This is a genomic window from Micromonospora sp. CPM1, assembly GCF_023896895.1.
Taxonomy (GTDB): Bacteria; Actinomycetota; Actinomycetes; order Mycobacteriales; family Micromonosporaceae; genus Micromonospora; species Micromonospora tulbaghiae.
Genome location: NZ_JAMHIU010000006.1, coordinates 215,377 through 237,831 on the forward strand (window position 1 = coordinate 215,377; position 22,455 = coordinate 237,831).

Annotated in this window: 20 protein-coding genes; 16 read left to right on the forward strand and 4 right to left on the reverse strand. The window is 71.8% G+C overall.

What is annotated here, in order from left to right; all coding sequences use genetic code 11:
* The first annotated feature begins 15 nt into the window (after window positions 1–15).
* Window positions 16–327 carry a CPBP family intramembrane glutamic endopeptidase gene (locus M8C11_RS09995; RefSeq protein WP_252449344.1) on the forward strand — a complete coding sequence of 104 codons (312 nt, stop codon included), beginning with the start codon at window positions 16–18 and terminating at the stop codon, window positions 325–327.
* A gap of 13 nt (window positions 328–340) precedes the next feature.
* Here the strand turns inward: M8C11_RS09995 and M8C11_RS10000 are convergent, their stop codons facing one another.
* The gene (locus tag M8C11_RS10000) at window positions 341–2,008 is read right to left on the reverse strand and encodes a right-handed parallel beta-helix repeat-containing protein (RefSeq protein ID WP_121685540.1); all 1,668 of its coding nucleotides are present in this window, start codon (window positions 2,006–2,008) and stop codon (window positions 341–343) included.
* A gap of 74 nt (window positions 2,009–2,082) precedes the next feature.
* A complete protein-coding gene (locus tag M8C11_RS10005) occupies window positions 2,083–3,045 on the reverse strand; it encodes a heme A synthase (protein WP_252449345.1) in 963 nt (320 codons plus the stop codon).
* Between the two features lie 98 nt (window positions 3,046–3,143).
* On the opposite strand from M8C11_RS10005, the gene M8C11_RS10010 reads away from it, so the two are divergent.
* The 12 genes from M8C11_RS10010 to M8C11_RS10065 all read left to right on the forward strand — a co-directional run bounded on the left by M8C11_RS10010 (window position 3,144) and on the right by M8C11_RS10065 (window position 17,417).
* Window positions 3,144–3,920, forward strand: coding sequence for a metalloregulator ArsR/SmtB family transcription factor (locus M8C11_RS10010; protein WP_091420402.1), 777 nt, complete (start codon window positions 3,144–3,146; stop codon window positions 3,918–3,920).
* Window positions 3,917–5,347, forward strand: a complete 1,431-nt coding sequence (gene sufB, locus M8C11_RS10015) for a Fe-S cluster assembly protein SufB (RefSeq protein ID WP_073831403.1) — start codon at window positions 3,917–3,919, stop codon at window positions 5,345–5,347. The genes M8C11_RS10010 and sufB overlap by 4 nt, the downstream gene beginning before the upstream one ends.
* 56 nt (window positions 5,348–5,403) lie before the next feature.
* Window positions 5,404–6,546, forward strand: coding sequence for a Fe-S cluster assembly protein SufD (gene sufD, locus M8C11_RS10020; RefSeq protein WP_252449346.1), 1,143 nt, complete (start codon window positions 5,404–5,406; stop codon window positions 6,544–6,546).
* Window positions 6,546–6,890 (forward strand): non-heme iron oxygenase ferredoxin subunit, encoded by a 345-nt coding sequence (locus tag M8C11_RS10025; RefSeq protein WP_120568930.1) that lies wholly within the window; start codon window positions 6,546–6,548, stop codon window positions 6,888–6,890. The genes sufD and M8C11_RS10025 overlap by 1 nt, the downstream gene beginning before the upstream one ends.
* Window positions 6,890–7,663 carry a Fe-S cluster assembly ATPase SufC gene (gene sufC / locus M8C11_RS10030; RefSeq protein ID WP_120568931.1) on the forward strand — a complete coding sequence of 258 codons (774 nt, stop codon included), beginning with the start codon at window positions 6,890–6,892 and terminating at the stop codon, window positions 7,661–7,663. Before M8C11_RS10025 ends, sufC begins: the two co-directional genes overlap by 1 nt.
* Window positions 7,664–7,671: 8 nt before the next feature.
* Window positions 7,672–8,976 (forward strand): cysteine desulfurase, encoded by a 1,305-nt coding sequence (locus M8C11_RS10035; protein WP_252449347.1) that lies wholly within the window; start codon window positions 7,672–7,674, stop codon window positions 8,974–8,976.
* Entirely contained in the window at window positions 8,976–9,449 is a 474-nt protein-coding gene (gene sufU, locus M8C11_RS10040) for a Fe-S cluster assembly sulfur transfer protein SufU (protein ID WP_252449348.1), read from the forward strand. The genes M8C11_RS10035 and sufU overlap by 1 nt, the downstream gene beginning before the upstream one ends.
* An 11-nt stretch (window positions 9,450–9,460) precedes the next feature.
* Entirely contained in the window at window positions 9,461–9,883 is a 423-nt protein-coding gene (locus M8C11_RS10045; RefSeq protein ID WP_374667721.1) for a metal-sulfur cluster assembly factor, read from the forward strand.
* 713 nt (window positions 9,884–10,596) lie between these two features.
* Window positions 10,597–11,268 (forward strand): LysE family transporter, encoded by a 672-nt coding sequence (locus M8C11_RS10050; protein WP_252449350.1) that lies wholly within the window; start codon window positions 10,597–10,599, stop codon window positions 11,266–11,268.
* 351 nt (window positions 11,269–11,619) lie between these two features.
* Complete coding sequence (locus M8C11_RS10055) at window positions 11,620–15,315, forward strand: M12 family metallo-peptidase (protein WP_252449351.1); 3,696 nt, start codon at window positions 11,620–11,622, stop codon at window positions 15,313–15,315.
* A gap of 86 nt (window positions 15,316–15,401) precedes the next feature.
* The gene (locus M8C11_RS10060; RefSeq protein WP_162959015.1) at window positions 15,402–16,040 is read left to right on the forward strand and encodes an acVLRF1 family peptidyl-tRNA hydrolase; all 639 of its coding nucleotides are present in this window, start codon (window positions 15,402–15,404) and stop codon (window positions 16,038–16,040) included.
* A gap of 159 nt (window positions 16,041–16,199) precedes the next feature.
* Window positions 16,200–17,417 carry a hypothetical protein gene (locus M8C11_RS10065; protein ID WP_252449352.1) on the forward strand — a complete coding sequence of 406 codons (1,218 nt, stop codon included), beginning with the start codon at window positions 16,200–16,202 and terminating at the stop codon, window positions 17,415–17,417.
* Between the two features lie 70 nt (window positions 17,418–17,487).
* Here M8C11_RS10065 and M8C11_RS10070 read toward each other — a convergent pair whose 3' ends face one another.
* Window positions 17,488–18,402 (reverse strand): neutral zinc metallopeptidase, encoded by a 915-nt coding sequence (locus M8C11_RS10070; RefSeq protein ID WP_252449381.1) that lies wholly within the window; start codon window positions 18,400–18,402, stop codon window positions 17,488–17,490.
* A gap of 247 nt (window positions 18,403–18,649) precedes the next feature.
* Here M8C11_RS10070 and M8C11_RS10075 point away from each other — a divergent pair, with 247 nt between their 5' ends.
* A complete protein-coding gene (locus tag M8C11_RS10075; RefSeq protein ID WP_121685548.1) occupies window positions 18,650–20,257 on the forward strand; it encodes an ABC-F family ATP-binding cassette domain-containing protein in 1,608 nt (535 codons plus the stop codon).
* A gap of 122 nt (window positions 20,258–20,379) precedes the next feature.
* Here M8C11_RS10075 and M8C11_RS10080 read toward each other — a convergent pair whose 3' ends face one another.
* Complete coding sequence (locus M8C11_RS10080; protein ID WP_252449353.1) at window positions 20,380–20,982, reverse strand: cadmium resistance transporter; 603 nt, start codon at window positions 20,980–20,982, stop codon at window positions 20,380–20,382.
* 329 nt (window positions 20,983–21,311) lie between these two features.
* Between M8C11_RS10080 and M8C11_RS10085 the strand changes: the two genes are divergently transcribed.
* Together M8C11_RS10085 and M8C11_RS10090 are read left to right on the forward strand one after the other, a co-directional pair.
* Window positions 21,312–21,539 carry a helix-turn-helix domain-containing protein gene (locus M8C11_RS10085; protein ID WP_007072022.1) on the forward strand — a complete coding sequence of 76 codons (228 nt, stop codon included), beginning with the start codon at window positions 21,312–21,314 and terminating at the stop codon, window positions 21,537–21,539.
* Window positions 21,540–21,582: 43 nt separating this feature from the next.
* Window positions 21,583–22,350, forward strand: a complete 768-nt coding sequence (locus M8C11_RS10090) for an enoyl-CoA hydratase/isomerase family protein (RefSeq protein ID WP_252449354.1) — start codon at window positions 21,583–21,585, stop codon at window positions 22,348–22,350.
* Window positions 22,351–22,455: the final 105 nt, after the last annotated feature.

Genomic DNA, 22,455 nt, shown 5'->3' on the forward strand with positions numbered 1-22,455 from the left:
ACGGGACCGGGTCAGGTGTGTGCCGGCGCCAGCCGGGCCAGGTGCGCGTCGATCTCCGCGCTCTACGAGGAGATCGCCTACCGGGGCGTCTTCTACCGAGGGCTCGCCGCGCGGCTGCCGGCGGTGGCCGCGGTCGTGCTGTCGGCGGCCTTCTTCGCCGTCGTGCACCTGCCCCGCGTCTTCAACACCGTCAGCGCGCTCTTCGCCAGGCTGCTGTTCGCCTGGCTCCTGCACCGCCACCGCAACCTCTGGGTGCCGATCCTCGCCCACGCCGTCAGCAACGGAACGCTAGTCGTGCTGGCGTTCGCCGCGGAGGCGGCCGCCTGACGCGGCGGCGTACTCAGTCGCGGTCGCTGTGGTTGCGCGCCCAGCGGCCACCGATCGGCGGCGTGTCCAGCCGCAGCGCGGCCTCGGTGCCGGCCAGGTCGTTGTCCTCGAACGCGCAGGAGACGCAACTGCCCGCCTCGGTGACCCAGATGCCGTACGCCTGGGTGTCGGCGTCCCGGTGCCAGATCCGGTTGCCGCGCACGGTGGCCGAGTCGAACGGCGCGGCGATCGTGATGCCGCCGCACGCGGGCGGTGAGTCGGGCAGCTCGTACGCCGTGCCGGGCCCCGGCGTGGCGGCGCTCCAGCCGGTGGAGCCGTCCGGGCGCACCTCGGCCAGGGAGAGCCGGTCGGCGCTGTTGTCGGACACCACGGCGTCGCGGGAGCCGACCCGCACCACCTTGCCCCGGTGCCCGCCGGCCGGCCAGTCGGCGTTGCCGTCGGTGACCTCGCGGGGGCCGTACCGCACCGCCTCGCCGGAGCCGGTGCCGGCCGGGGCGGAGCGGCGGCCGTTGTCCCGGATCCGGTTCCCGACGATCGACGTGTCGAGCATCGGCCGGTCGATCCGGATGCCGTCCAGCGCGTTCTCCCGGATGTCGTTGTCCTGGATCACCACGTCGGCCGCCGCGCCCCGGTAGCCGTGGCCCAGGTCGTGCTCGTGGTAGCCGAAGCCGCCGTTGCGGCTGATCCGGTTGGCCTGGACCGCGTACGGGCCGGGGGTGTTGCCCATGCTGATGCCGTCGCCGACGTTGTAGTCGATCACGCAGCCGGTGACCAGACCGCCGCGCCCGGCCACCCCGGCGGTGCCGTTGCCGGACACGTCGAAGCCGGCCTCCAGGTTGTTGGTCATGGTGCAGCCGGAGACGATCAGCCCGTCCGCGCCCCAGTCGGAGATGCCGAACCGGTTGGCCTGGCTGTGGCAGCCGATGATCCGGATGCCACGGGGCGGGGTCCAGTAGTCCTTCTGCAGCTCCAGGAAGATGCCGTTGGTGCCGTTGCCGATGGTGGTGCAGTTGGCGATGGTGAGGCGCTCCACGTCGCCCCAGCCGCCGATGCCGACGCCGATCCCCGCGCCGCCCATCTGGTCGCCGTTGTCCAGCCGGCCGCACCCCACCGCGACCACCCCGTCGATCAGGCTGTCCTGGAGGAAGTCGCAGCCCAGACCGGTCGCGCCGGTGTGGTGGATGTAGAGGTTGCGGAACACGCCGCGCACCACGTACTGCAGGCCCAGCCCCTTGGCCAGGTAGTCGTAGGCGGTCTGGGCCACGCCGGAGCCGTCGATCTCGAAGTCGGTGAACGAGCAGTCGGCGATGTGCCGGTCCCGGTCCGCGCCGTGCTGCACTGTGGTCCAGTAGGCGAGCGGGACCGGCGCGCTGCGGTTGCCCTCGTTGCTGAGCAGGAAGCGGGTCGCCGCCGGACCGGCGCCGAGCAGCGAGACGCCGCTGCGCCAGACGGTGCCCGCGTCGCGGATCGAGTACAGGCCGGGCGGGCAGTAGATCACCCGCGCCCGGCCGTCGGCGTCGTACCCGGCGCCGAGGCGGTCCACCAGCGCCGCCAGGGCGGGCTGGTCGTTGGTGACCCCGTCGCCGGTGAGGCCGTACTCGCGGGCGTCGCACCACAGCGGCGCGCCGGCGACCGGGGTCAGCCGTTGCGGGGTGGTGGTGGAGAGGCTCTTGCGCGACACGGGGAGCTCCCCTCGGGCGGACGGTCGGTGACCCGGACCGCTTTCCCGCTCCCGCCGCGCGGTAACGCCCGCACTCAGGCGGCGGCGCCCACCCGTTGCTCGGTGGGCACGGCCAGGGCCTCCGGGGTGGCCGGCAGCCGCTCCCGGGTCGCCCACAGCACGCCCAGCGTGGCCAGCAGCACCAGGCAGGAGCCGAGCATGTGCGCGCCGACCAGCACGGCGGGCAGGTGGGTGAAGTACTGGACGAAGCCGATCACGCCCTGGCCCAGCTCGACCGCGATCAGCACCGCGGCGGCCCGCGCCGCCCGCGCCGCGCCGACCGCCCGGAACGCGAAGTACAGCGCCACCGACAGGCCGATCAGCAGGAAGACGCCGTCGGCGTGCACCTGGGAGATCGCCGCCGGGTCCAGGCCGTTGCGGGCCGCGCCGTGGTCGCCGGCGTGCGGTCCGCTGCCGGTCACCCACGTGCCGACCACCAGCACCGACGCGCTCACCGCGGTGGTGATCCAGGCGAGCGTACGCAGCGGCGCCGGCACGGTCGGGGACACCGGCCCGTCCGGGTCCTTGATGCGCCGCCAGAGCGCGTACGCGACCGCGATCACCGCCATCGAGGCGAGGAAGTGCAGCCCGACCACCCACGGGTTGAGGTTGGTGAGCACGGTGATGCCACCGACGATCGCCTGGGCCGGGATGCCGAACAGCACGCCCACGGCCAGCGGCAGCGTCCCGCGGCGGCGCGGACGGTGCGCCAGCACGGCCAGCACCACGGCGAGCGCGATGATCCCGACCGCGAAGGTGAGCAGCCGGTTGCCGAACTCGATCACCCCGTACACGCCCATCTCGGGTGTGGTGGTGTAGGAGTCCTCGGTGCACCGGGGCCAGGTGGGGCAGCCGAGGCCGGAGGCGGTGAGCCGGACGGCCCCGCCGGTGACCACGATCGCGACGTTCGCGATGATCGAGGCGAGCGCGAGGCGGCGCAGCAGCGTGGCGGAGACCGGAAACCGGACGGATCGCTTCACGGAGCGAATCCTACGCACCGTAGTTGATCCCGATCGGGTGACTCCGGCACCCCGGTGGTCGGAATCACCGGACCCCGGGTTTGCGGGCCCTCCGCGAATTACGTAACGTTGGCGTTGTGAAAAACGCGGCGGCGCTCTCCCGAACGCCGGTGACCGGTCCGGTCGCCGGTGGTTCGCGCGCACGTCGCGGCGTACGGCCCGGCGAGCGGGAGACCGCTCCGGCCGACCTGTCGACCCGCGACCGGGTCACCCAGCTGCTGCTGGAGCGTGGTCCCACCACCGCCGCGCAGCTCGGCACGGCGCTCGGCCTGAGCCCGGCCGCGATCCGCCGCCACCTCGACGCGATGCTCGCCGACGGTGACGTGGTCGCCCGCGACCAGACCGTCCGCGGCAGTCGCGGGCGCGGTCGCCCGGCCAAGGTCTTCGCGCTCACCGAGGCGGGCCGCGGTCGCTGTGGCACCCACCACTACGACAACATGGCCACCGCCGCGCTGCGGTGGATCGCCCGCACCGGCGGCACCGAGGCGGTCGCGGCGTTCGCGGCCGAGCAGGTCTCCGCGCTGGAGACCCGCTGCCGGGCGGCCATGGAGGACGCCGGAGACGCCCCGCTCGCGCGAGCGGAGGCACTCGCCGGCGCGCTGACCGCCGAGGGTTACGCTGCCAACGCGTCCACGATCGCCTCCGGCGGCCAGCTCTGCCAGCACCACTGCCCGGTGGCGCACGTGGCCGCCGAGTTCCCTCAGCTGTGCGAGGCCGAGACCGAAGTGATCTCCCGTCTGGTCGGCACTCACGTACAGCGCCTGGCCACCATCGCGCACGGCGACGGCGTGTGCACCACGCACATTCCCGCCCAGTCCGGTTCCACCGTCACCACTGTGAGGACAGATAGATGACCGAGCAGATCGTCCAGCCCCTGACCCAGGAGGAGCAGCTCGCGGCCCTCGGCCGTTACGAGTACGGCTGGGCCGACCCCGACGTCGCCGGGGCGTCCGCCCAGCGCGGCCTCAGCGAGGCGGTGGTGCGGGACATCTCGGCCAAGAAGAACGAGCCGGCCTGGATGCTCGACCTGCGGCTCAAGGGCCTGCGCCTGTTCGGCCGCAAGCCGATGCCGAACTGGGGCGCCGACCTCACCGGGATCGACTTCGACAACATCAAGTACTTCGTGCGGTCCACCGAGAAGCAGGCCACCTCCTGGGAGGAGCTGCCCGAGGACATCAAGAACACCTACGACAAGCTCGGCATCCCGGAGGCGGAGAAGCAGCGCCTGGTCGCCGGTGTCGCGGCGCAGTACGAGTCCGAGGTCGTCTACCACCAGATCCGCGAGGATCTGGAGGAGCAGGGCGTGGTCTTCCTCGACACTGACACCGCGCTCAAGGAGCACGAGGACCTGTTCAAGGAGTACTTCGGCACGGTCATCCCGGTCGGCGACAACAAGTTCGCCGCGCTGAACACCTCCGTCTGGTCCGGTGGCTCGTTCATCTACGTGCCGAAGGGCGTGCACGTGGACATCCCGCTGCAGGCCTACTTCCGGATCAACACGGAGAACATGGGCCAGTTCGAGCGGACGCTGATCATCGTCGACGAGGGCGCGTACGTGCACTACGTCGAGGGCTGCACCGCGCCCATCTACTCCTCCGACTCGCTGCACAGCGCGGTCGTGGAGATCATCGTCAAGAAGAACGCCCGGTGCCGGTACACGACCATCCAGAACTGGTCGAACAACGTCTACAACCTGGTCACCAAGCGCGCCGTGTGCCACGAGGGCGCGACCATGGAGTGGGTCGACGGCAACATCGGCTCCAAGGTCACCATGAAGTACCCGGCGGTCTACATGACCGGCGAGCACGCCAAGGGCGAGGTGCTCTCGGTGGCCATGGCCGGTGAGGGCCAGCACCAGGACGCCGGCGCCAAGATGGTGCACGCCGCGCCGCACACCTCCTCGACCATCGTGTCGAAGTCGATCGCCCGGGGCGGCGGCCGCACCTCGTACCGCGGTCTGGTGCAGGTGCTGGAGGGCTCGACCAGCAGCAAGAGCACCGTCAAGTGCGACGCGCTCCTGGTCGACACGATCTCCCGCTCCGACACCTACCCGTACGTCGACATCCGCGAGGACGACGTGTCGATGGGGCACGAGGCGACCGTCTCCAAGGTCAGCGAGGACCAGCTCTTCTACCTGATGAGCCGGGGCCTGAGCGAGGACGAGGCGATGGCGATGATCGTGCGCGGCTTCATCGAGCCGATCGCCAAGGAGCTCCCGATGGAGTACGCGCTGGAGCTCAACCGCCTGATCGAGCTGCAGATGGAGGGCGCGGTCGGCTGACGCCGCCCGCCCTCCGCCTCACCTGACACCTCGTCGTAGAACAGACCAAGGAAGAGATGACTACCCAGGCTTCCGCACCGCCCACGACCAAGTCGCAGGCGCTCCGCTCGTACGACGTCGCCGACTTCCCGGCCCTGACCGGCCTGGAGGAGGAGTGGCGCTTCACCCCGCTCAAGCGCCTGCGCGGCCTGACCGGGTCGGCGCAGGGCGCGACCGGCACGGTCCGGCACGAGTACGGTGACCTGCCCGAGGGCGTCACCGTCGACCGGATCGGCCGGGACGACCCTCGGATGGGCAGCGTGCTCACCCCGTTCGACCGGGTCAGCGCGCTCGCGTACGGCGGGGCCGACGGCGCGCTGCTGGTGCGCGTCGACCGCGACGCGGTGGTGGAGCAGCCGGTGCGCCTGCGGGTGGTCGGCGAGAACGCCGAGGCGCTCGCCTTCGGCCACACGTTCGTCGAGGTGGACCGGTTCGCCGAGGCGACCGTGGTGATCGAGCACGTCGGCTCGGCCACGCTTGCCGACAACGTCGAGGTGACTGTGGGCGACGGGGCGAAGCTGACCCTGGTCACCGTCGCCGACTGGGCCGACGACGCGGTGCAGGCGCAGCACCTCAAGGTGCGGCTGGGCCGCGACGCCCGGATCCTGCACGTGCAGGTCAGCCTCGGCGGCGACCTGGTCCGGCAGTACACGTCGGTGGAGTACACCCAGCGCGGCGGCGAGGCCGAGCTGTACGGCGTCTACTTCGCCGACTCCGGCCAGCACCTGGAGCACCGGCAGCTGGTCGACCACACCGTGCCGGACTGCCGCAGCAACGTCGGCTACCGGGGCGCGCTGCAGGGCGACGACGCGCACACGGTCTGGGTCGGCGACGTGCTGATCCGCGCCGAGGCCACCGGCACCGACACGTACGAGATCAACCGGAACCTGCTGCTCACCGACGGCGCGCGGGCCGACTCCGTACCCAACCTGGAGATCGAGACCGGCGAGATCGCCGGCGCCGGGCACGCCAGCGCGACCGGCCGGTTCGACGACGAGCAGCTGTTCTACCTGATGGCCCGGGGCATCCCGGCGGCCGAGGCGCGGCGCCTGGTGGTGCGCGGCTTCTTCGCCGAGCTGATCAACAAGATCCCGGTCGAGGACCTGCGCGAGCGCCTCGGTGACGCCATTGAGGCCCGGCTGGCGAAGGCCGGCGCCTGATGCTCAAGATCTGCTCCACCGAGGACGTGCCGAAGGGCACCGCGATCAGCGCCGACGTGGACGGCGTGCAGGTCGCGATCGTGCACGGCGAGGACGACGTGTTCTACGCCGTGCACGACGAGTGCTCGCACGCCGCCGTGGCGCTGTCCGAGGGCGAGGTCGAGGGCTGCACGCTGGAATGCTGGCTGCACGGATCCCGTTTCGACCTGCGTACCGGTGAGCCCACCGGGCTGCCCGCGACCGAACCCGTACCCGTCTATGCCGTCGAAGTCCGCGACGGTGACATCTACCTTTCCGTGGACGGCGACGGCCGTCCGCTGCCGAGCAATGGAGTGACCCGCTGATGAGCACCCTGGAGATCCGCGACCTGAAGGTGTCGGTCAAGCTGCCCGAGGGTGAGCTCAAGCCGATCCTGCACGGGGTCGACCTGACCGTGCGCTCCGGCGAGACGCACGCCATCATGGGCCCGAACGGCTCCGGCAAGTCCACGCTGGCGTACTCGATCGCCGGTCACCCCAAGTACGAGATCACCGGCGGCGAGGTGACCCTCGACGGCGAGGACGTGCTGTCCATGTCCGTCGACGAGCGCGCTCGCGCCGGCCTCTTCCTGGCCATGCAGTACCCGGTCGAGGTCCCCGGCGTGTCGGTGGCCAACTTCCTGCGTACCGCCAAGACCGCCATCGACGGCGAGGCGCCGAAGCTGCGCACCTGGGCCGGCGAGCTGCGCGGTGCCATGGAGAAGCTCCAGATGGACCCGGCGTTCGCCCAGCGCAACGTCAACGAGGGCTTCTCCGGCGGCGAGAAGAAGCGGCACGAGATCGTGCAGCTGGAGCTGCTCAAGCCGAAGATGGCCATCCTCGACGAGACCGACTCCGGCCTGGACGTCGACGCGCTGCGCGTGGTCAGCGAGGGCGTGAACCGGGTGCGCGACACCGGCGACACCGGCCTGCTGCTGATCACCCACTACACCCGCATCCTGCGCTACATCAAGCCCGACTACGTGCACGTCTTCGTGGCCGGCCGGATCGTCGAGCAGGGCGGCCGCGAGCTGGCCGACAAGCTCGAGGAAGAGGGCTACGAGCGGTACGTCGCCGGGGCCGGCGCGGCGCGGGCCTGAGACTCGACATGACCTCGATGGCCATCCCGGCGGGCATGCCGCAGTACGACGACGTGCCGCGCTTCGACGTGGCGAAGGTGCGGGCCGACTTCCCGATCCTCGACCGGGAGGTCAACGGTCACCCGCTCGTCTACCTGGACAGCGCGAACACCTCGCACAAGCCGCGGCAGGTGCTCGACGTGCTCGCCGAGCACTACGCGCTGCACAACGCCAACGTGTCGCGCTCGGTGCACACGCTGGGCACCGAGGCCACCGAGGCGTACGAGGGCGCGCGGGCGAAGATCGCCGCGTTCATCAACGCGCCGAGCGTGGACGAGGTGGTGTTCACCAAGAACTCCACCGAGGCGATCAACCTCGTGGCGTACGCGTTCTCCAACGCCTCGCTGCGCGCGGACGGCGACCCCCGGTTCCGGCTGGGCCCCGGCGACGAGATCGTGATCTCCGAGATGGAGCACCACTCGAACATCGTCCCGTGGCAGCTGCTCGCGGAGCGCACCGGCGCGACGCTGCGCTGGTTCCCGGTCACCGACCAGGGCCGGCTCGACGAGTCCGGCCTGGACGACCTGGTCACCGAGCGGACGAAGATCGTCTCGCTGGTGCACATGTCGAACATCCTCGGCACCGTCAACGCCACCTCGCGGATCACCGCGCGGGTCCGTGAGGTCGGCGCGCTGCTGCTGCTCGACTGCTCGCAGTCGGTGCCGCACCTGCCGATGGACGTGGTCGACTACGACGCCGACTTCATCGTCTTCACCGGGCACAAGATGTGCGGCCCGACCGGGATCGGCGTGCTGTGGGGCCGGGGCGAGCTGCTCGCCGCGATGCCCCCGGTGATGGGCGGCGGCTCGATGATCGAGACGGTCACGATGGCGGGCTCGACGTTCGCCGCGCCGCCGGCTCGGTTCGAGGCGGGCACCCCGCCGATCGCCGAGGCGGTGGCGCTCGGCGCGGCCGTGGACTACCTCACCGCGATCGGCATGCCGGCCATCCAGTGGCACGAGAAGGAGCTGACGGCGTACGCGCTGGACGCCCTCGCCACCGTGCCGGACTTGCGGATCTTCGGCCCGACGGTGCCGGTGGGCCGGGGCGGGACGATCTCGTTCGCGCTCGGTGACGTGCACCCGCACGACGTCGGGCAGGTGCTCGACTCGCTCGGCGTGCAGGTGCGGGTGGGGCACCACTGCGCCAAGCCGGTGTGCACCCGGTTCGGGGTGCCGGCCATGACGCGGGCGTCGTTCTACCTCTACACCACCACCGCGGAGATCGACGCCCTGGTGGCGGGTCTGGAGCAGGTGCGGAAGGTGTTCGACTGATGCAACTTGAATCTCTCTACCAAGAGATCATTTTGGACCACTACAAGCACCCGCACGGCCGTGGCCTGCGGGACGCGGCGGACCCGGCCGCCCGGGTCGGCGAGGCGCACCACGTCAACCCGACCTGCGGCGACGAGATCACCGTACGGGTGGCGACCGACGGCAGCGTGTTCACCGACATCTCGTACGACGGGATGGGCTGCTCGATCAGTCAGGCGTCGGCGAGCATCCTGCACGAGCTGCTGCGCGGTAAGGCCGCGAGCGACGCCGCCGTGGTGCACGAGGCGTTCGTGCAGTTGATGTCCGGGCGGGGCCAGGTCACGCCGGACGAGGACGTGCTCGGAGACGGGGTGGCGTTCGCGGGTGTCGCGCGCTACCCGGCCCGGGTCAAGTGCGCGCTGTTGTCGTGGATGGCGTTCAAGGACGCCGCGGCACGCGCCGGGGTGGGCGTGAGCCCGGAGGTGAAGGCATGAGCGACGAGAACATGACCCCCGAGGCCGGCGCGGTGGCGACGGACGGCACCGCCGTCAACGGGACTGTTGCCGACGGTGCGGCCGCGGGTGCGGCGGCCCCGGTCGGCGGCAAGGCCGCGATCGGTGACATCGAGGAGGCGATGAAGGACGTCGTCGACCCCGAGCTGGGCATCAACGTGGTCGACCTGGGCCTGGTGTACGGCGTCCACGTCGACGACGAGAACGTCGCCACCCTGGACATGACGCTGACCTCGGCGGCCTGCCCGCTGACCGACGTGATCGAGGACCAGGCCCGGCAGGCGCTGACCACCGGTCCCGGCGGCGGCCTCGTCAACGACATCCGGATCAACTGGGTCTGGCTGCCGCCGTGGGGCCCCGACAAGATCACCGACGAGGGGCGCGACCAGCTCCGCTCACTCGGCTTCAACGTCTGACCGTTCCCCGGTCACCGCCACGGGCGTGGCACCCCTGACAAGAGGGGGTGCCGCGCCCGTGGTGTCTGCGGGCTTGATCGACACCACTTCGCCGAAGTGGTGTGGTCGGAGTGGCTCTGATGCCGCCACCTCGGCGTAGTGGTGTCGATCAAGGTGGGCTGACGGCACTGCCACCGGCGGCAGGGCCGGGAACGGCGAGATCTTGGTATGAGATCGCCCCTTGGGTGGCCGTTTCCTTCTGAGACCTCCTCGCCTCCCTCATGCCGGGATCCCGCTCCCTCGTTGTGGGAACCTGTCCGCCTTTTCGGCTTGATCGACACCACTTCGCCGAAGTGGTGTGGTCGGAGTGGGTCTGATGCCGCCACCTCGGCGTGGTGGTGTCGATCAAGGTGGGCTGACGGCACTGCCATCGGTGGCGGGCCGTGGGCGGCGAGATCTTGGTATGAGATCGCCCCCGGGGAGGCAGATTCGTACCAAGATCTCCAGCCGAGCCCAGCCCAGCCCAGCCCAGCCCAGCCCAGCCCAGCCCAGCCCAGCCCAGCCGCGGGGTGCGCGTGCGGGCGCGCGGGAAAAGCGGTCGCGGGGTGAGGGAGTGGGGCGCAGGATGAGCGGGTGATCGAGGCGTACCCGAAGCAGGCTCCTGTCCGTGCGGCCGCCGCCGCGCGTCGACAGCGCAGCCTGCCCTCGGCCGCCTCGACCCATCACCCGTCGTCGTGACCGGGGCGTTCCTGGCCGGCCTGGTCGCCGGCTACGGCGTCGCCATTCCGGTCGGCGCGATCGCGATCCTCATTCTCGGACTCAGCGCGCGTACCTCGTTCCGGGTCGGTGCGGCCGCGGCGCTCGGCGTGGCCACCGCCGACGGGCTCTACGCTGCCGTGGCGGCGCTCGGCGGGGCCGCGGTGGCGAGCGGGCTCGCGCCGTTCGCGAGTCCGCTGCGGCTGGTCGCCGCGGGGGTGCTGCTGGCGCTCGCCTGCCTCACCGCCTGGCGCGCGCTGCGCCCACCGGCCCCAACGCACCCGCCGAGCCCGTCGGCCACCACGCACCCGCCGGGCACGACACAGGAGCCGGGCGCGCGGGGTGGCCTGGACACGCCGGTGCGGGCGTTCGGCGCGGTTCTCGCGCTGACCCTGCTCAACCCGGCCACTGTGGTCTACTTCGTGGCGCTCGTCCTCGGCCGTGGTGACGTGCTCGACTCCGGCCCGCCGGCCGCTGCCGCCTTCACCCTCGGCGTGTTCCTCGCCTCGGCGAGCTGGCAGGTGCTGATCGCCGGGGGCGGCTCGCTGATCGGCCGGGCCCTCACCGGCGCCCGGGGGCGGCGGGTCACCGCGCTGCTGTCCAGCGTCATCATCGCCGCTCTCGCCGTCGCCACGGTGCTCGGCGTGTGACCGACGTGGACACGGCCATGTGTCGGGCCGATTGCGGACCGGTTCATGATCCGTTACCCGGGGATCGGCCGAACCGGCGGTTGCGGCTGACGGAAGGCACCGTTCCGGTCCCGCGTCCGACCACAGGTGTGCTCGGCCGTCCGGTCGGCTGTCTCCGCTGCGCGAAGCGCGGATCCCGTAGGCCGGGACGACCCGGATCACCGTCCAGGTAGAACCACATCGTCTTTGCGGGTGATGTTCGGGCTCGCGAGTGGTCCTAGGGTCACGGAACAATCCGTGGACCGTTCACGTACGTCCGGTCATCCCCGCCGGTCGTGTGTCGGTCCACACCCGACCGAACAGGGAGAAGACTTGAGGATCACCCTCGGGCGCCCGCCGCGCGACCGGCAACCCGCACGGCGCGGACGGACCGCTGCCCTCCTCGTCGCCGCGCTGGCCGCGGCGACGCTTCCCGTTCTCGCCGCGCCCGCGCCCGTCTCCGCGGCACCCGGCGTCCACGGACCGTGGCAGAAGGTGGACGGCAAACCGGCAGCCACGAAGGCGGGCCGCAACGCCGCCGTCAAGGCCAAGCGGCTGGCCGCGTACAAGCTGGACCGCGGCACCATGAAGGGCCTGCTGGACAAGGCGCCGGCCGAGGACCGCGTGGCGGTGGCCCGGGTGGCGAAGCAGGTGGTGTCGCTGCCCGCTCCGGACGGCACGTTCCAGCGCTTCGAGCTGGTCGACTCGCCGGTCATGGAGGCCGGCCTGGCCGCGAAGCACCCGGAGATCACCACGTACGCCGGCAAGGGCCTGGACGACCCGACGGCGACCATCCGCGCGGACCTCACCCCGCTCGGGTTCCACGCCTCGGTCCGTTCGGCCGAGGGCAACTGGTACATCGACCCGTACTACCAGCGCGACCAGAGCCTCTACGCGAGCTACTTCGCCCGCGACCTGGAGCACCCCGAGGGGGAGTTCGTCGAGCGTGAGGACGTCACGCAGGAGGCGCACGCGCTGGCCGAGGAGATCGCCGAGGCGGAGGTTCCGGCCGGGCCGCTGGTGAAGCTGCGCACCTACCGGGTGGCGCTGGTGACCGACCCGTCGTACGCCACCTACTTCGGCGCGGAGAACGTCACCGCCGCGAAGGTGACGCTGATGAACCGGGTGACCCAGATCTACGAGGACGAGACCGCGATCCGGCTCGTGCTGATCAACGACACCGACAAGACGAACCTGAACACGCCGGCCCTGGCCACCGAGCCGAACGGCCCGTGCGGCGCGGCGGCCTGCTTCACGCCGGCGCAGCTCACGTCCTGCGGCAGCGGCACGCTCAGCCGTAACCGGATCGTGCTCGGCCAGTTGGTCGGCGCGAGCAACTACGACGTGGGCCACGTCGGCCTGGGCGTCAACGGCGGCGGCGTGGCGAGCCTCGGCGTGATCGGCGGCAACGGCAAGGCGCAGGGCTGCACCGGCCTGCCGACGCCGGTCGGCGACTTCTACGCGGTCGACTACGTCTCGCACGAGATGGGTCACCAGTTCGCCGGCAACCACACGTTCAACGGCACGCAGTACAACTGCTCGGGCGGCAACCGCAGCGCGGCCAACTCGTACGAGCCGGGCAGCGGTTCGTCGATCATGGCGTACGCGGGCATCTGCCAGCAGGACAACCTCCAGCCGCACAGCGACCCGTACTGGTCGCACCGCAGCTACACCGAGATCACCAACTACGTCACCTCGAACCGTCCGGCGATCAACGAGGTGCAGAACGTCTCGCTGTACGGGTTCGACGCCGACGGCGACTCGTTCACCGTCAGCTACGCGGGCAGCGACTCGGCGCCGATCGTGCGGGGCGTCAACTACACCACCGCCGGCATCAAGGCCGCCATCGAGGGCATCGCCGGCTGGCCGGCCGGTGCGACCGTCACCGTGGCCGCGTTCGGTGGCAGCGGCACGCTCAACGACAACGGCTTCCAGGTGACCTTCGGCGGCACGCTGACGACCACGAACGTGGCGTCGCTGGAGCTGACGAACGTCTCCGGCGCCTCCGGTTTCGTCGGCGAGACGGCCAAGGGCGGCGCCATCGACAACGGCGGCTGGCTGGTCGAGGAGACCACCAACCACGCCCCGGTGGTCACCGTCCCGGAGACCGTCACCATCCCGGTGCGTACGCCGTTCGCGCTGACCGGCAGCGCCACCGACGCCGACGGCGACACGGTCACGTACCTGTGGGAGCAGAACGACAGGGGCGCCATGACCGGCACCGCGCTGACGAACAACACGAAGGTCAACGGTCCGCTGTTCCGGGTGTTCGGCGAGGCGGCGATCGTGTCGCCGACGGACACGCTGAAGTACCACTCGCCGGGTCTGAACTCGGTCACCACCGACTCGACCCGGGTCTTCCCGGACATGGCGCAGATCCTGGCCGGCAACACCAACGCCGTCACCGGCACCTGCCCGGCCCCGCCTGCGCCGCCGGCCACCGGTGGCGCCTCGAACGTGCCCGCCGAACTGGTCGACTGCTACTCGGAGTTCCTGCCCACCCGCGACTGGGTCGGCATGGCCGGTGACCGGACCCTGCACTTCAAGCTCACCGCCCGGGACGGGCGACTGGGTGGCGGCGGCATCGGCAGCGCCGACGTCGCCGTGGTCCTGGCGCCGGACGCGGGTCCGTTCCTGGTGACCTCGCAGGACACCGCGGCCGTCCTGGACGGCGGCTCGACCCAGACCGTGACGTGGGACGTGGCCGGCACCGACGTGGCGCCGGTGAACGCCACCCAGGTGAAGATCTCGCTGTCCGCCGACGGCGGGCTGACCTTCCCGTACGTGCTGGCGGAGCAGACCGCGAACACCGGCACCGCGACGGTGACGCTGCCGAACGTGGCGACCGGGAAGGCCCGGATCAAGATCGAGGCGGTCGGCAACGTCTTCTTCGACGTCAACGACGCCGACTTCACCATCCGGTCCGCCCCGGCCGTCACCAGCACCGCCCCGGCCGGCGGCGTACGCGTCCAGTACAGCGACGCGCTCTCGCCAGCCGTCACGGTCACCGCGACCGACGGCGACACCGTCGGCGCGGACCTGAGCGCTGCGGCCACCGGGCTGCCCGCCGGCCTCTCCCTGGCCGTCACGAGCACCTCGGCGACGGACGCCCGGCCCGGGTCGCGCACCTGGACGGTCGCCGGCACCACCACGGCGGTCCCGGGCGACTACCCGGTCACCGTGACCGTGTCCGACGGCTCCGGGCTGACCGGCAGCACCTCGTTCACCGTCACCGTCGCCGCCGAGGACACGGCCGTCAGCTGGGCCGGTGACACGCTCGTCAACACCGTGACCGGCGGCGCGTCCGGCCAGGCGCTGCTGCGGGCCGTGGTCCGGGACAGCTCGGTGCTGCCCGGGGCGACGGACACCACGGCCGGTGACATCCGTACCGCCACAGTCACCTTCACCAAGGGCGGCGTGACGCTCTGCACCGGCGTGCTCGACCTGCTCGGCACGGCCACCACCACCGCGTCCGCGGCGTGCACGGCCACCCTGCCGAAGGGCACGCACGCGGTCACCGCGACAGTGGGCGGCAACTACACGGGCAGCACCACCGCCCAGGTGACAGTCGCCGTCTCCGACGGCGGCTTCCTCACCGGCGGCGGCGAGTTCACCGCCACCCGTTCGGCGGGGACCTACCCGGCCGACGTGAACTCCACCGTCGAGGTGGAGCTGAACGCGAAGCCGGGCAAGGCGAACAAGCCCGCCACGGGCAAGGCCGAGGTCGAGTTCCGCTCCGGCGGGAAGTCGTACACGATCGAGGCCGGCACCGTCGACGCGCTCGGCGTCACCTCGGTGGGCAAGGTCGCCCAGGTGCGCTACCAGGCCGCCCTGTACGACAGCAGGGGCAAGCTGGTGGCCTCCGGTCTGACCCTGGCCGTGACGGTGACCGACCGGGGCGCACCCGGCAGGAACGACACCGTCGGGGTGACCCTGTGGCGGGGCGGCTCGCTGCTCTTCTCGTCCGACTGGACGGGCGGCGCGACCGCCGAGGTCAAGCTGAAGGGCGGCAACCTGACCGTCCACTGATCACGCGGCACACGCGCGGGAGGGCACCGGCACCGGTGTCCTCCCGCGTTGCGTCTCGGGTTCCGTCGATGGCGTACCGTCGGGCCATGAGCAGCCGACCCGCCGCCGGGGGCGGCCGGTGGGTCGAGGTCGACCCCGGCCGCGTCGGCCGCTGGGTCGAGGGCTTCACCGACCGGCACGGCCCGCCGACCACGACGGTCCAGGAGTACGGGCTGCTGCTCACCGCCCCGGACGACGCCACCGCCGAGCTGCACACCCCGCCCGGCGCGAGCGCGTCGGCTGACGTACCCGGATTCGTCGCTTCCGCCACGGCGGCCCGCCGGCTCGGTCTGCTCCTGGCCCGCAAGGGCGCGGTGGCGGTCGGTGTCGCCGACGGCACCGATCTGGTGGTCTCCAAGGTGGACACCCGGTACGTGCAGGGGCGCACCGCGGCGGGCGGCTGGTCCCAGCAGCGGTTCGCCCGGCGGCGCGACAACCAGGCGAAGGCCGCGCTGGGCGACGCGGCCGAGCTGGCCGTACGCCTGCTGCTGCCGGAGGCGGGCACGCTGGCGGCGCTGGTGTGCGGCGGCGACCGGCGCGCGGTGGACACGGTGCTGGCCGACCGGCGGCTGGCCCCGCTCGCGGCGCTGCGCGCGCCGCGCCTGCTCGACGTGCCGGAGCCCCGGCACGCGGTGCTGGTGGCCGCCGTCGCCGCCGCCCGGGCGGTCCACATCCTGGTCCGCTGAACAGGAAAGATCACCTCAAGACGGCTCAATCCCGCTCGTCGATGATGCATCGAATCGACTCGATGCATAAGGTCGGTGTCACGAAGCGGCGGGTCTCCGGGCGACCCGCAGGGCCCGCTTCGCCTCCGCCATCCGACATCGTTGGGAGAGAACAACTTCATGAGCGGATATCAGGACGGCCGGCTGCGGGCCCGGTGGCGCCGTGCGACGAGGCTCCTCGTCGCCGCGGCGGCGATGAGCGCCGGAAGCCTTGTGCTCACCGCGACACTGACGGCCGGTACGGCGAACGCGGCCGCCGGCCCGGTCGAGCGCGCCGCGCTCGCCGCGCCCACCGTCACCAGCGTCACCGCGGGCGGCGCGCACACGTGCGCGATCAGCACCGACGGGGGACTGTGGTGCTGGGGCTCGAACTACGGCGGCCAGCTCGGCGACGGGACCACCACGAACCGCAGCGCCCCGGCGCGGGTCGGCACCGCCACCTGGACCGGCGTCGACGCCGGCTCCGGAAACACCTGCGCGGTACGCACGGACGGGACGCTGTGGTGCTGGGGCTCGAACTTCCGGGGCCAGCTCGGCGACGGGACCACCACCAGCCGCAGCGCCCCGGTGCAGGTCGGCACCGCGACCACCTGGGCCCGGGTCGACGCCGGCCCTCAGCACACCTGCGCGGTACGCACCGACGGCACGCTCTGGTGCTGGGGCTTCAACCGGACCACCCAGCTGGGCGTCGGCGCCTCGCCGTACGTCGCGAACACTCCGTTGCAGGTCGGCACGGCCACCGACTGGGTGAGCGTCTCGACCGGCTACGGGCACACCTGCGGTATCCGGACCGGCGGCACGCTCTGGTGCTGGGGGTCCAGCTCGGACGGCCAGCTCGGGCTCGGCAACCTCGCGCCCCAGACGGCGCCCGCGCAGGTCGGCACCGCGACCGGGTGGACCGGCGTGGCGGCCGGGTACGCGCACACCTGCGGGGTCCGCTCCGGCGCGCTGTGGTGCTGGGGTGAGAACGGGTACGGGCAGCTCGGCGTGAGCGGCACGTACCGGACCGCGCCGGTGCAGATCGGCACCGCCACCACGTGGAACCGGATCGCCGCGAGCAGCGACACGACCTGCGCGTCCCGCACCGACGGCAGCCTGTGGTGCTGGGGCAAGAACTCGGCCGGGCAGGTGGGCGACGGCAGCACCACCCACCGGTCCGCGCCCGCCCAGGTCGGTACGGCCACCAGCTGGACCGGCGGACTCGCGGTCACCGATCACGGCTGCGCGATCCGTACCGACGCCGGCCTGTGGTGCTGGGGCGACAACAGCGGAGGCCAGCTCGGTGACGGGACGACCGTCAACCGGTCCACCCCGGGTCAGGTGACCCTGCCGGCCTGACCGGCCCCGGAAACGACATCGGCCCGCACCGCCGCCGTCGGCGGCGGGGCGGGCCGGTGCACGGAACGGCTCAGGCCCCCGAACCGAAGGTGTCGCAGGACTTCGGGTCACCGGTGGTGAAGCCCTTGGTGAACCACTGCTTGCGCTGCTCCGAGGTGCCGTGGGTGAACTCGTCCGGGTTCACCGGCCGGCCGGAGCGCTCCTGGATCGCGTCGTCGCCGATCTTCTCGGCGGCGTCGATGGCCTGCGAGATGTCCTGCTCGGTGATGCTCTTGAAGATCTTCTGCCCGCGCTCGTCGGCGGTGCCGGTGGCGTTCTTCGCCCACGCGCCGGCGTAGCAGTCGGCCTGCAGCTCCAGCTTCACCGACAGCGCGTTCGCGCTCTGCGGGTCGCGCTGCTGCTGGCGGCGCATCTGCGCCTCGGTGCCGAGCAGGTCCTGCACGTGGTGGCCGTACTCGTGGGCCAGCACGTACGGCTGGGCGAACTCGCCCTTGGCGCCGAGCTGGTCGGCCAGCAGCCGGTAGAACGTGAGGTCGATGTAGACCTGGTCGTCGGCCGGGCAGTAGAACGGGCCCACCCCGGAGTCGGCGGCGCCGCAGGCGGTGCTGACGTTCTGGCTGAAGAACACCGTCTTCGACGGCTTGTACTGCTCGCCGAACGCCTCCGGCATGGCGGTACGCCAGTACGCCTGGATCGAGTTGACGTAGAGGGTGTTGCGGCAGTCGAGCTGCTCCAGCGCGTCCTGCGCCGAGCACTTCTGCTCCAGCGAGGTGTTGTCGCCCTGCTCGGAGCCGCCGCCGTTGGTGGCGGCGTTGAGGCCGAACCCGCCGCCCACCAGGGCGACGAGCACGGCGATGATGATGCCCACGATCCCGCCGCGGCCGCCGCCGATCGGGATCGGAATGCCCATCCCGCCGCCTCCGCCGGACCCTCGCCGGTCGTCCACCTGGCTGGTGTCGACCCGCGCGTTCTCGTTCAGCTCCATGTTGACCCCGATCACCGATGTGTCCGTTTTTGGTGGTTGCGGTACCGGACCGGGTCCGGACGGCGGTTTCCGTACCCGATGATCTTGAACGGTAATCCGGCGGAAGGGGTCCGCGGAGCCCGGTACACTTGCTCCCGTGCTGCGCTGCGAAGGCTGAACGGCCCCGCGCCGACGGGAAATCACCACCCGCCGGCGCTTTCGCGTGCCCTGAATCAGCCTGTCCGGACCCGAGAGCGAGTACTCCGAGATGATCACTGCCACCGGCCTGGAACTGCGCGCCGGTTCCCGGATCCTGCTGTCCGACACCACCCTGCGGGTGCAGCCGGGGGACCGGATCGGCCTGGTCGGCCGTAACGGCGCCGGCAAGACCACCACACTCAAGGTGCTCGCCGGGGAGGGCCAGCCGTACGGCGGCCAGATCGACCGGCGCAGCGCCATCGGCTACCTGCCGCAGGACCCGCGTACCGGTGACCTGGACGTCACCGGCCGGGACCGGGTGCTCTCCGCCCGCGGCCTGGACGTGCTCATGGCCCAGATGAAGGAGCTGGAGGACAAGCTCGCCGAGGGCGCCGACGACGAGCGGCTGGTCCGCCGCTACGGCGCGCTGGAGGACCAGTTCGCCTCGCTCGGCGGCTACGCGGCCGAGGCCGAGGCGGCCCGGATCTGCGCCAACCTGGGCCTGCCCGACCGGGCCCTGGCGCAGACCATCGGCACGCTCTCCGGCGGTCAGCGCCGCCGCATCGAGCTGGCCCGGATCCTGTTCCGCGACGCCGGCGAGAACGGCGGCGGCATCCTGCTGCTCGACGAGCCCACCAACCACCTCGACGCCGACTCGATCACCTGGCTGCGCGGCTTCCTCGCCAACCACAAGGGCGGCCTGATCGTGATCTCCCACGACGCCTCGCTGCTGGAGGCCGTGGTCAACAAGGTCTGGTTCCTGGACGCCACCCGGTCCGTGGTCGACACGTACAACCTGGGCTGGAAGGCGTACCTGGAGGCGCGGGAGACCGACGAGCGGCGCCGCCGCCGGGAGCGGGCCAACGCCGAGAAGAAGGCCGGCGCGCTGATGGCGCAGGCGGACAAGATGCGGGCCAAGGCCACCAAGACCGTCGCCGCGCAGAACATGGCCCGGCGCGCCGAGCGCCTGCTCTCCGGCCTGGACGAGGTCCGCGTCGCGGACAAGGTCGCGAAGGTACGGTTCCCGAGCCCCGCGCCGTGCGGCAAGACGCCGCTGACCGCGACCGGCCTGTCCAAGTCGTACGGGTCGCTGGAGATCTTCACCGACGTCGACGTGGCGGTGGACCGCGGCTCCCGGGTGGCCATCCTCGGCCTCAACGGCGCCGGCAAGACCACGCTGCTGCGGATGCTCGGCGGGCTGCTGGAGCCGGACACCGGCGAGGTGCGCCCCGGGCACGGGCTGCGGCTGGGCTACTACGCCCAGGAGCACGAGACGCTCGACGTGGACCGGACGATCCTGGAGCACATGCGTAGTGCCGCGTCCGACCAGACCGACACCGACCTGCGCAAGATCCTCGGCGCGTTCCTGTTCTCCGGTGAGGACGTGGACAAGCCGGCCGGCGTGCTCTCCGGCGGCGAGAAGACCCGGCTGGCGCTGGCCACGCTGGTCTGTTCCGGCGCCAACGTGCTGCTGCTGGACGAGCCGACGAACAACCTCGACCCGGTCAGCCGCGAGCAGGTGCTCGACGCGATCGCCCGCTACCCGGGCGCGATCGTGCTGGTCACGCACGACCCGGGCGCGGTCACCGCGCTCAAGCCGGACCGTGCCATCCTGCTCCCCGACGGCGACGAGGACGCCTGGTCCGACGACCTCCTGGAGCTGGTAGAGCTGGCCTGACCCCGCCCTCTTCCGCCCCCTCTTTCCCGGTCGATCATGAAGTTGGCGGCGGTTTTGGAGATCCACATCGCCGCCAACTTCATGATCGACGGGGTGGGGGCGGGGTAGGGCGGGGTGGGCGGTCAGGTGGGGAGGGTGGCCAGGTGGGGGAGGACGCCGGAGGTGAGCAGGATGGCCGCGCCGATGGCGATGAAGATCGCCGGGACCAGCCAGTGGCCGGCGCGGCCGACCAGCGCCACCACCCGCGGGTGACCGCCGAGCGCGGCGGCGACCGCGCACCACACGGCCACCAGCACGGCGAACACCAGCAGCCAGATCAGGCCGGTCACCGGGTCGAGGGCGCGGAACACCGGCACGTAGACGGCGATGTTGTCCGCGCCGTTCGCCACAGTCACCCCGGCGACGCCGAGCAGGCTGCCGACCACCGCCGGTGGCTCGTCGTCGCCGCGCCGGGTCAGCAGCGCGCGGACGCCGAGCGCGATCGGCAGCAGTCCGAGCAGCCCGGGCCACGGGTCCGGCACCACGAGCAGCCCGGCGGCGGCCACCACGGCGACCGCGACGAGCGCGCCGATGCCCGCGTACTGCCCGGCGACGATCTGCCACGGCCGGGGACGCCCGATCCGCCGGGCGGCCACGAAGAGCACGGTGAGCACGACGACGTCGTCGAGGTTGGTGGCGGCGAAGACGCCGGCGGCGCCCGCCGCGGCCGTGATCGTGTCAATCACCCCGGGCACGATACGGCCCGTCGCACCGGCCGTCGCATGATCCACACCAGGTCGCCGTGGTGGCGGTATCCGGAGCGCGGCATGGCAGCCACCTCGGGGAGGTGGTTCGGTCATGCGGGAGGACGCCGCCACCTCGTCGATGTGGCGCCGGCCGGCCTGTCCGGCGGGGCGGTACGGATCAGCGGGCCGGAAGGATCACTCTATCGGGAAGCTGACATTGCGTAGCGTGTCGGTTGGCGAATAGTTGATATCTGGCGCATGATCGTCCGAGGCGGTCTAATAGGTGGGACCGTATCCGAACCGCACAGTCTGGGACGTGAGGAATCAGCATGGCAGCCACCGGCACAGCCACCAGCACTGAGAAGGGTCGCCGGATCGTCGGGGCCGAGCGTCAGACGCTCGCCAAAGACCTGGTAAAGCGGTACACCGGGGGTGAGAGCATCCGTGCTCTGGCGGCCTCGACGGGCCGTTCCTACGGGTTCATCCACCGTGTGCTCACCGAGTCCGGGGTGCAGCTGCGGCAGCGCGGCGGCGCCCGGCGCCGGAAGAAGGCGTGACCCGCCCCCCAGCGTCGTCCATCAGCGCGTTCCGGGGCGTCCGGTGACCGCCGAGACGACCGGAGTGCGCTTCGACTGCGACGGGCCGGTCGCGACGGTGACGTTGTGCCGGCCCGACGTGCTCAACGCGCAGACCCCGGCGATGTGGCGCGCGATGAGCGACTTCTCTCGCGACCTGCCCGGCGACGTGCGCGTCGTCGTCGTACGCGGAGAGGGACGAGCCTTCTCCGCGGGCCTGGACCTGGCGGTCGCCGGTGCGACCGGGCCGGGCTCCTTCGCCGAGCTGGCCGCGATGCCGGAGGCGGAGTGCGCCGACCGGATCGCCGCGTACCAGGGCGGTTTCACCTGGCTGCACCGGCCCGACGTGGTGTCGATCGCCGCCGTGCAGGGCCACGCCATCGGCGCCGGCTTCCAGCTCGCGCTGGCCTGCGACATGCGGGTGCTCGCCGCCGACGCGAAGCTCTCGATGGCCGAGGTGACCCTCGGCCTCGTTCCCGACCTGGCCGGCACGCGCCGCCTGGTCGAGCTGGTCGGCTACTCCCGGGCGCTGGAGATCTGCGCCACCGGCCGGCGGATGGACGCCGCCGAGGCGGACCGGATCGGCCTGGCCACGCTCGTGGTGCCGAACGACGAACTGGACGGCGCCGTGCGTGACCTGTCCGCCGGGCTGCTCGCCAACAACCGGGACGCGATCGTCGAGATCAAGGCGCTGCTCGCGGGCGCGACCGGGCGCTCGCACGCCGAGCAGCAGCGCGCCGAGCGGGAGGCGCAGACCCGGCGGATCCGGGATCTGGCCGGGCGGGGCGAATAGCCGGGACGGCGATTTCGTAAGGACCGTCCGGGAAGATCTGGGTTACTCGCGAGGTTGTCACAGGCGTCGGGAGAATGGACTCCGACGGTTCATGCTGCCCCGACG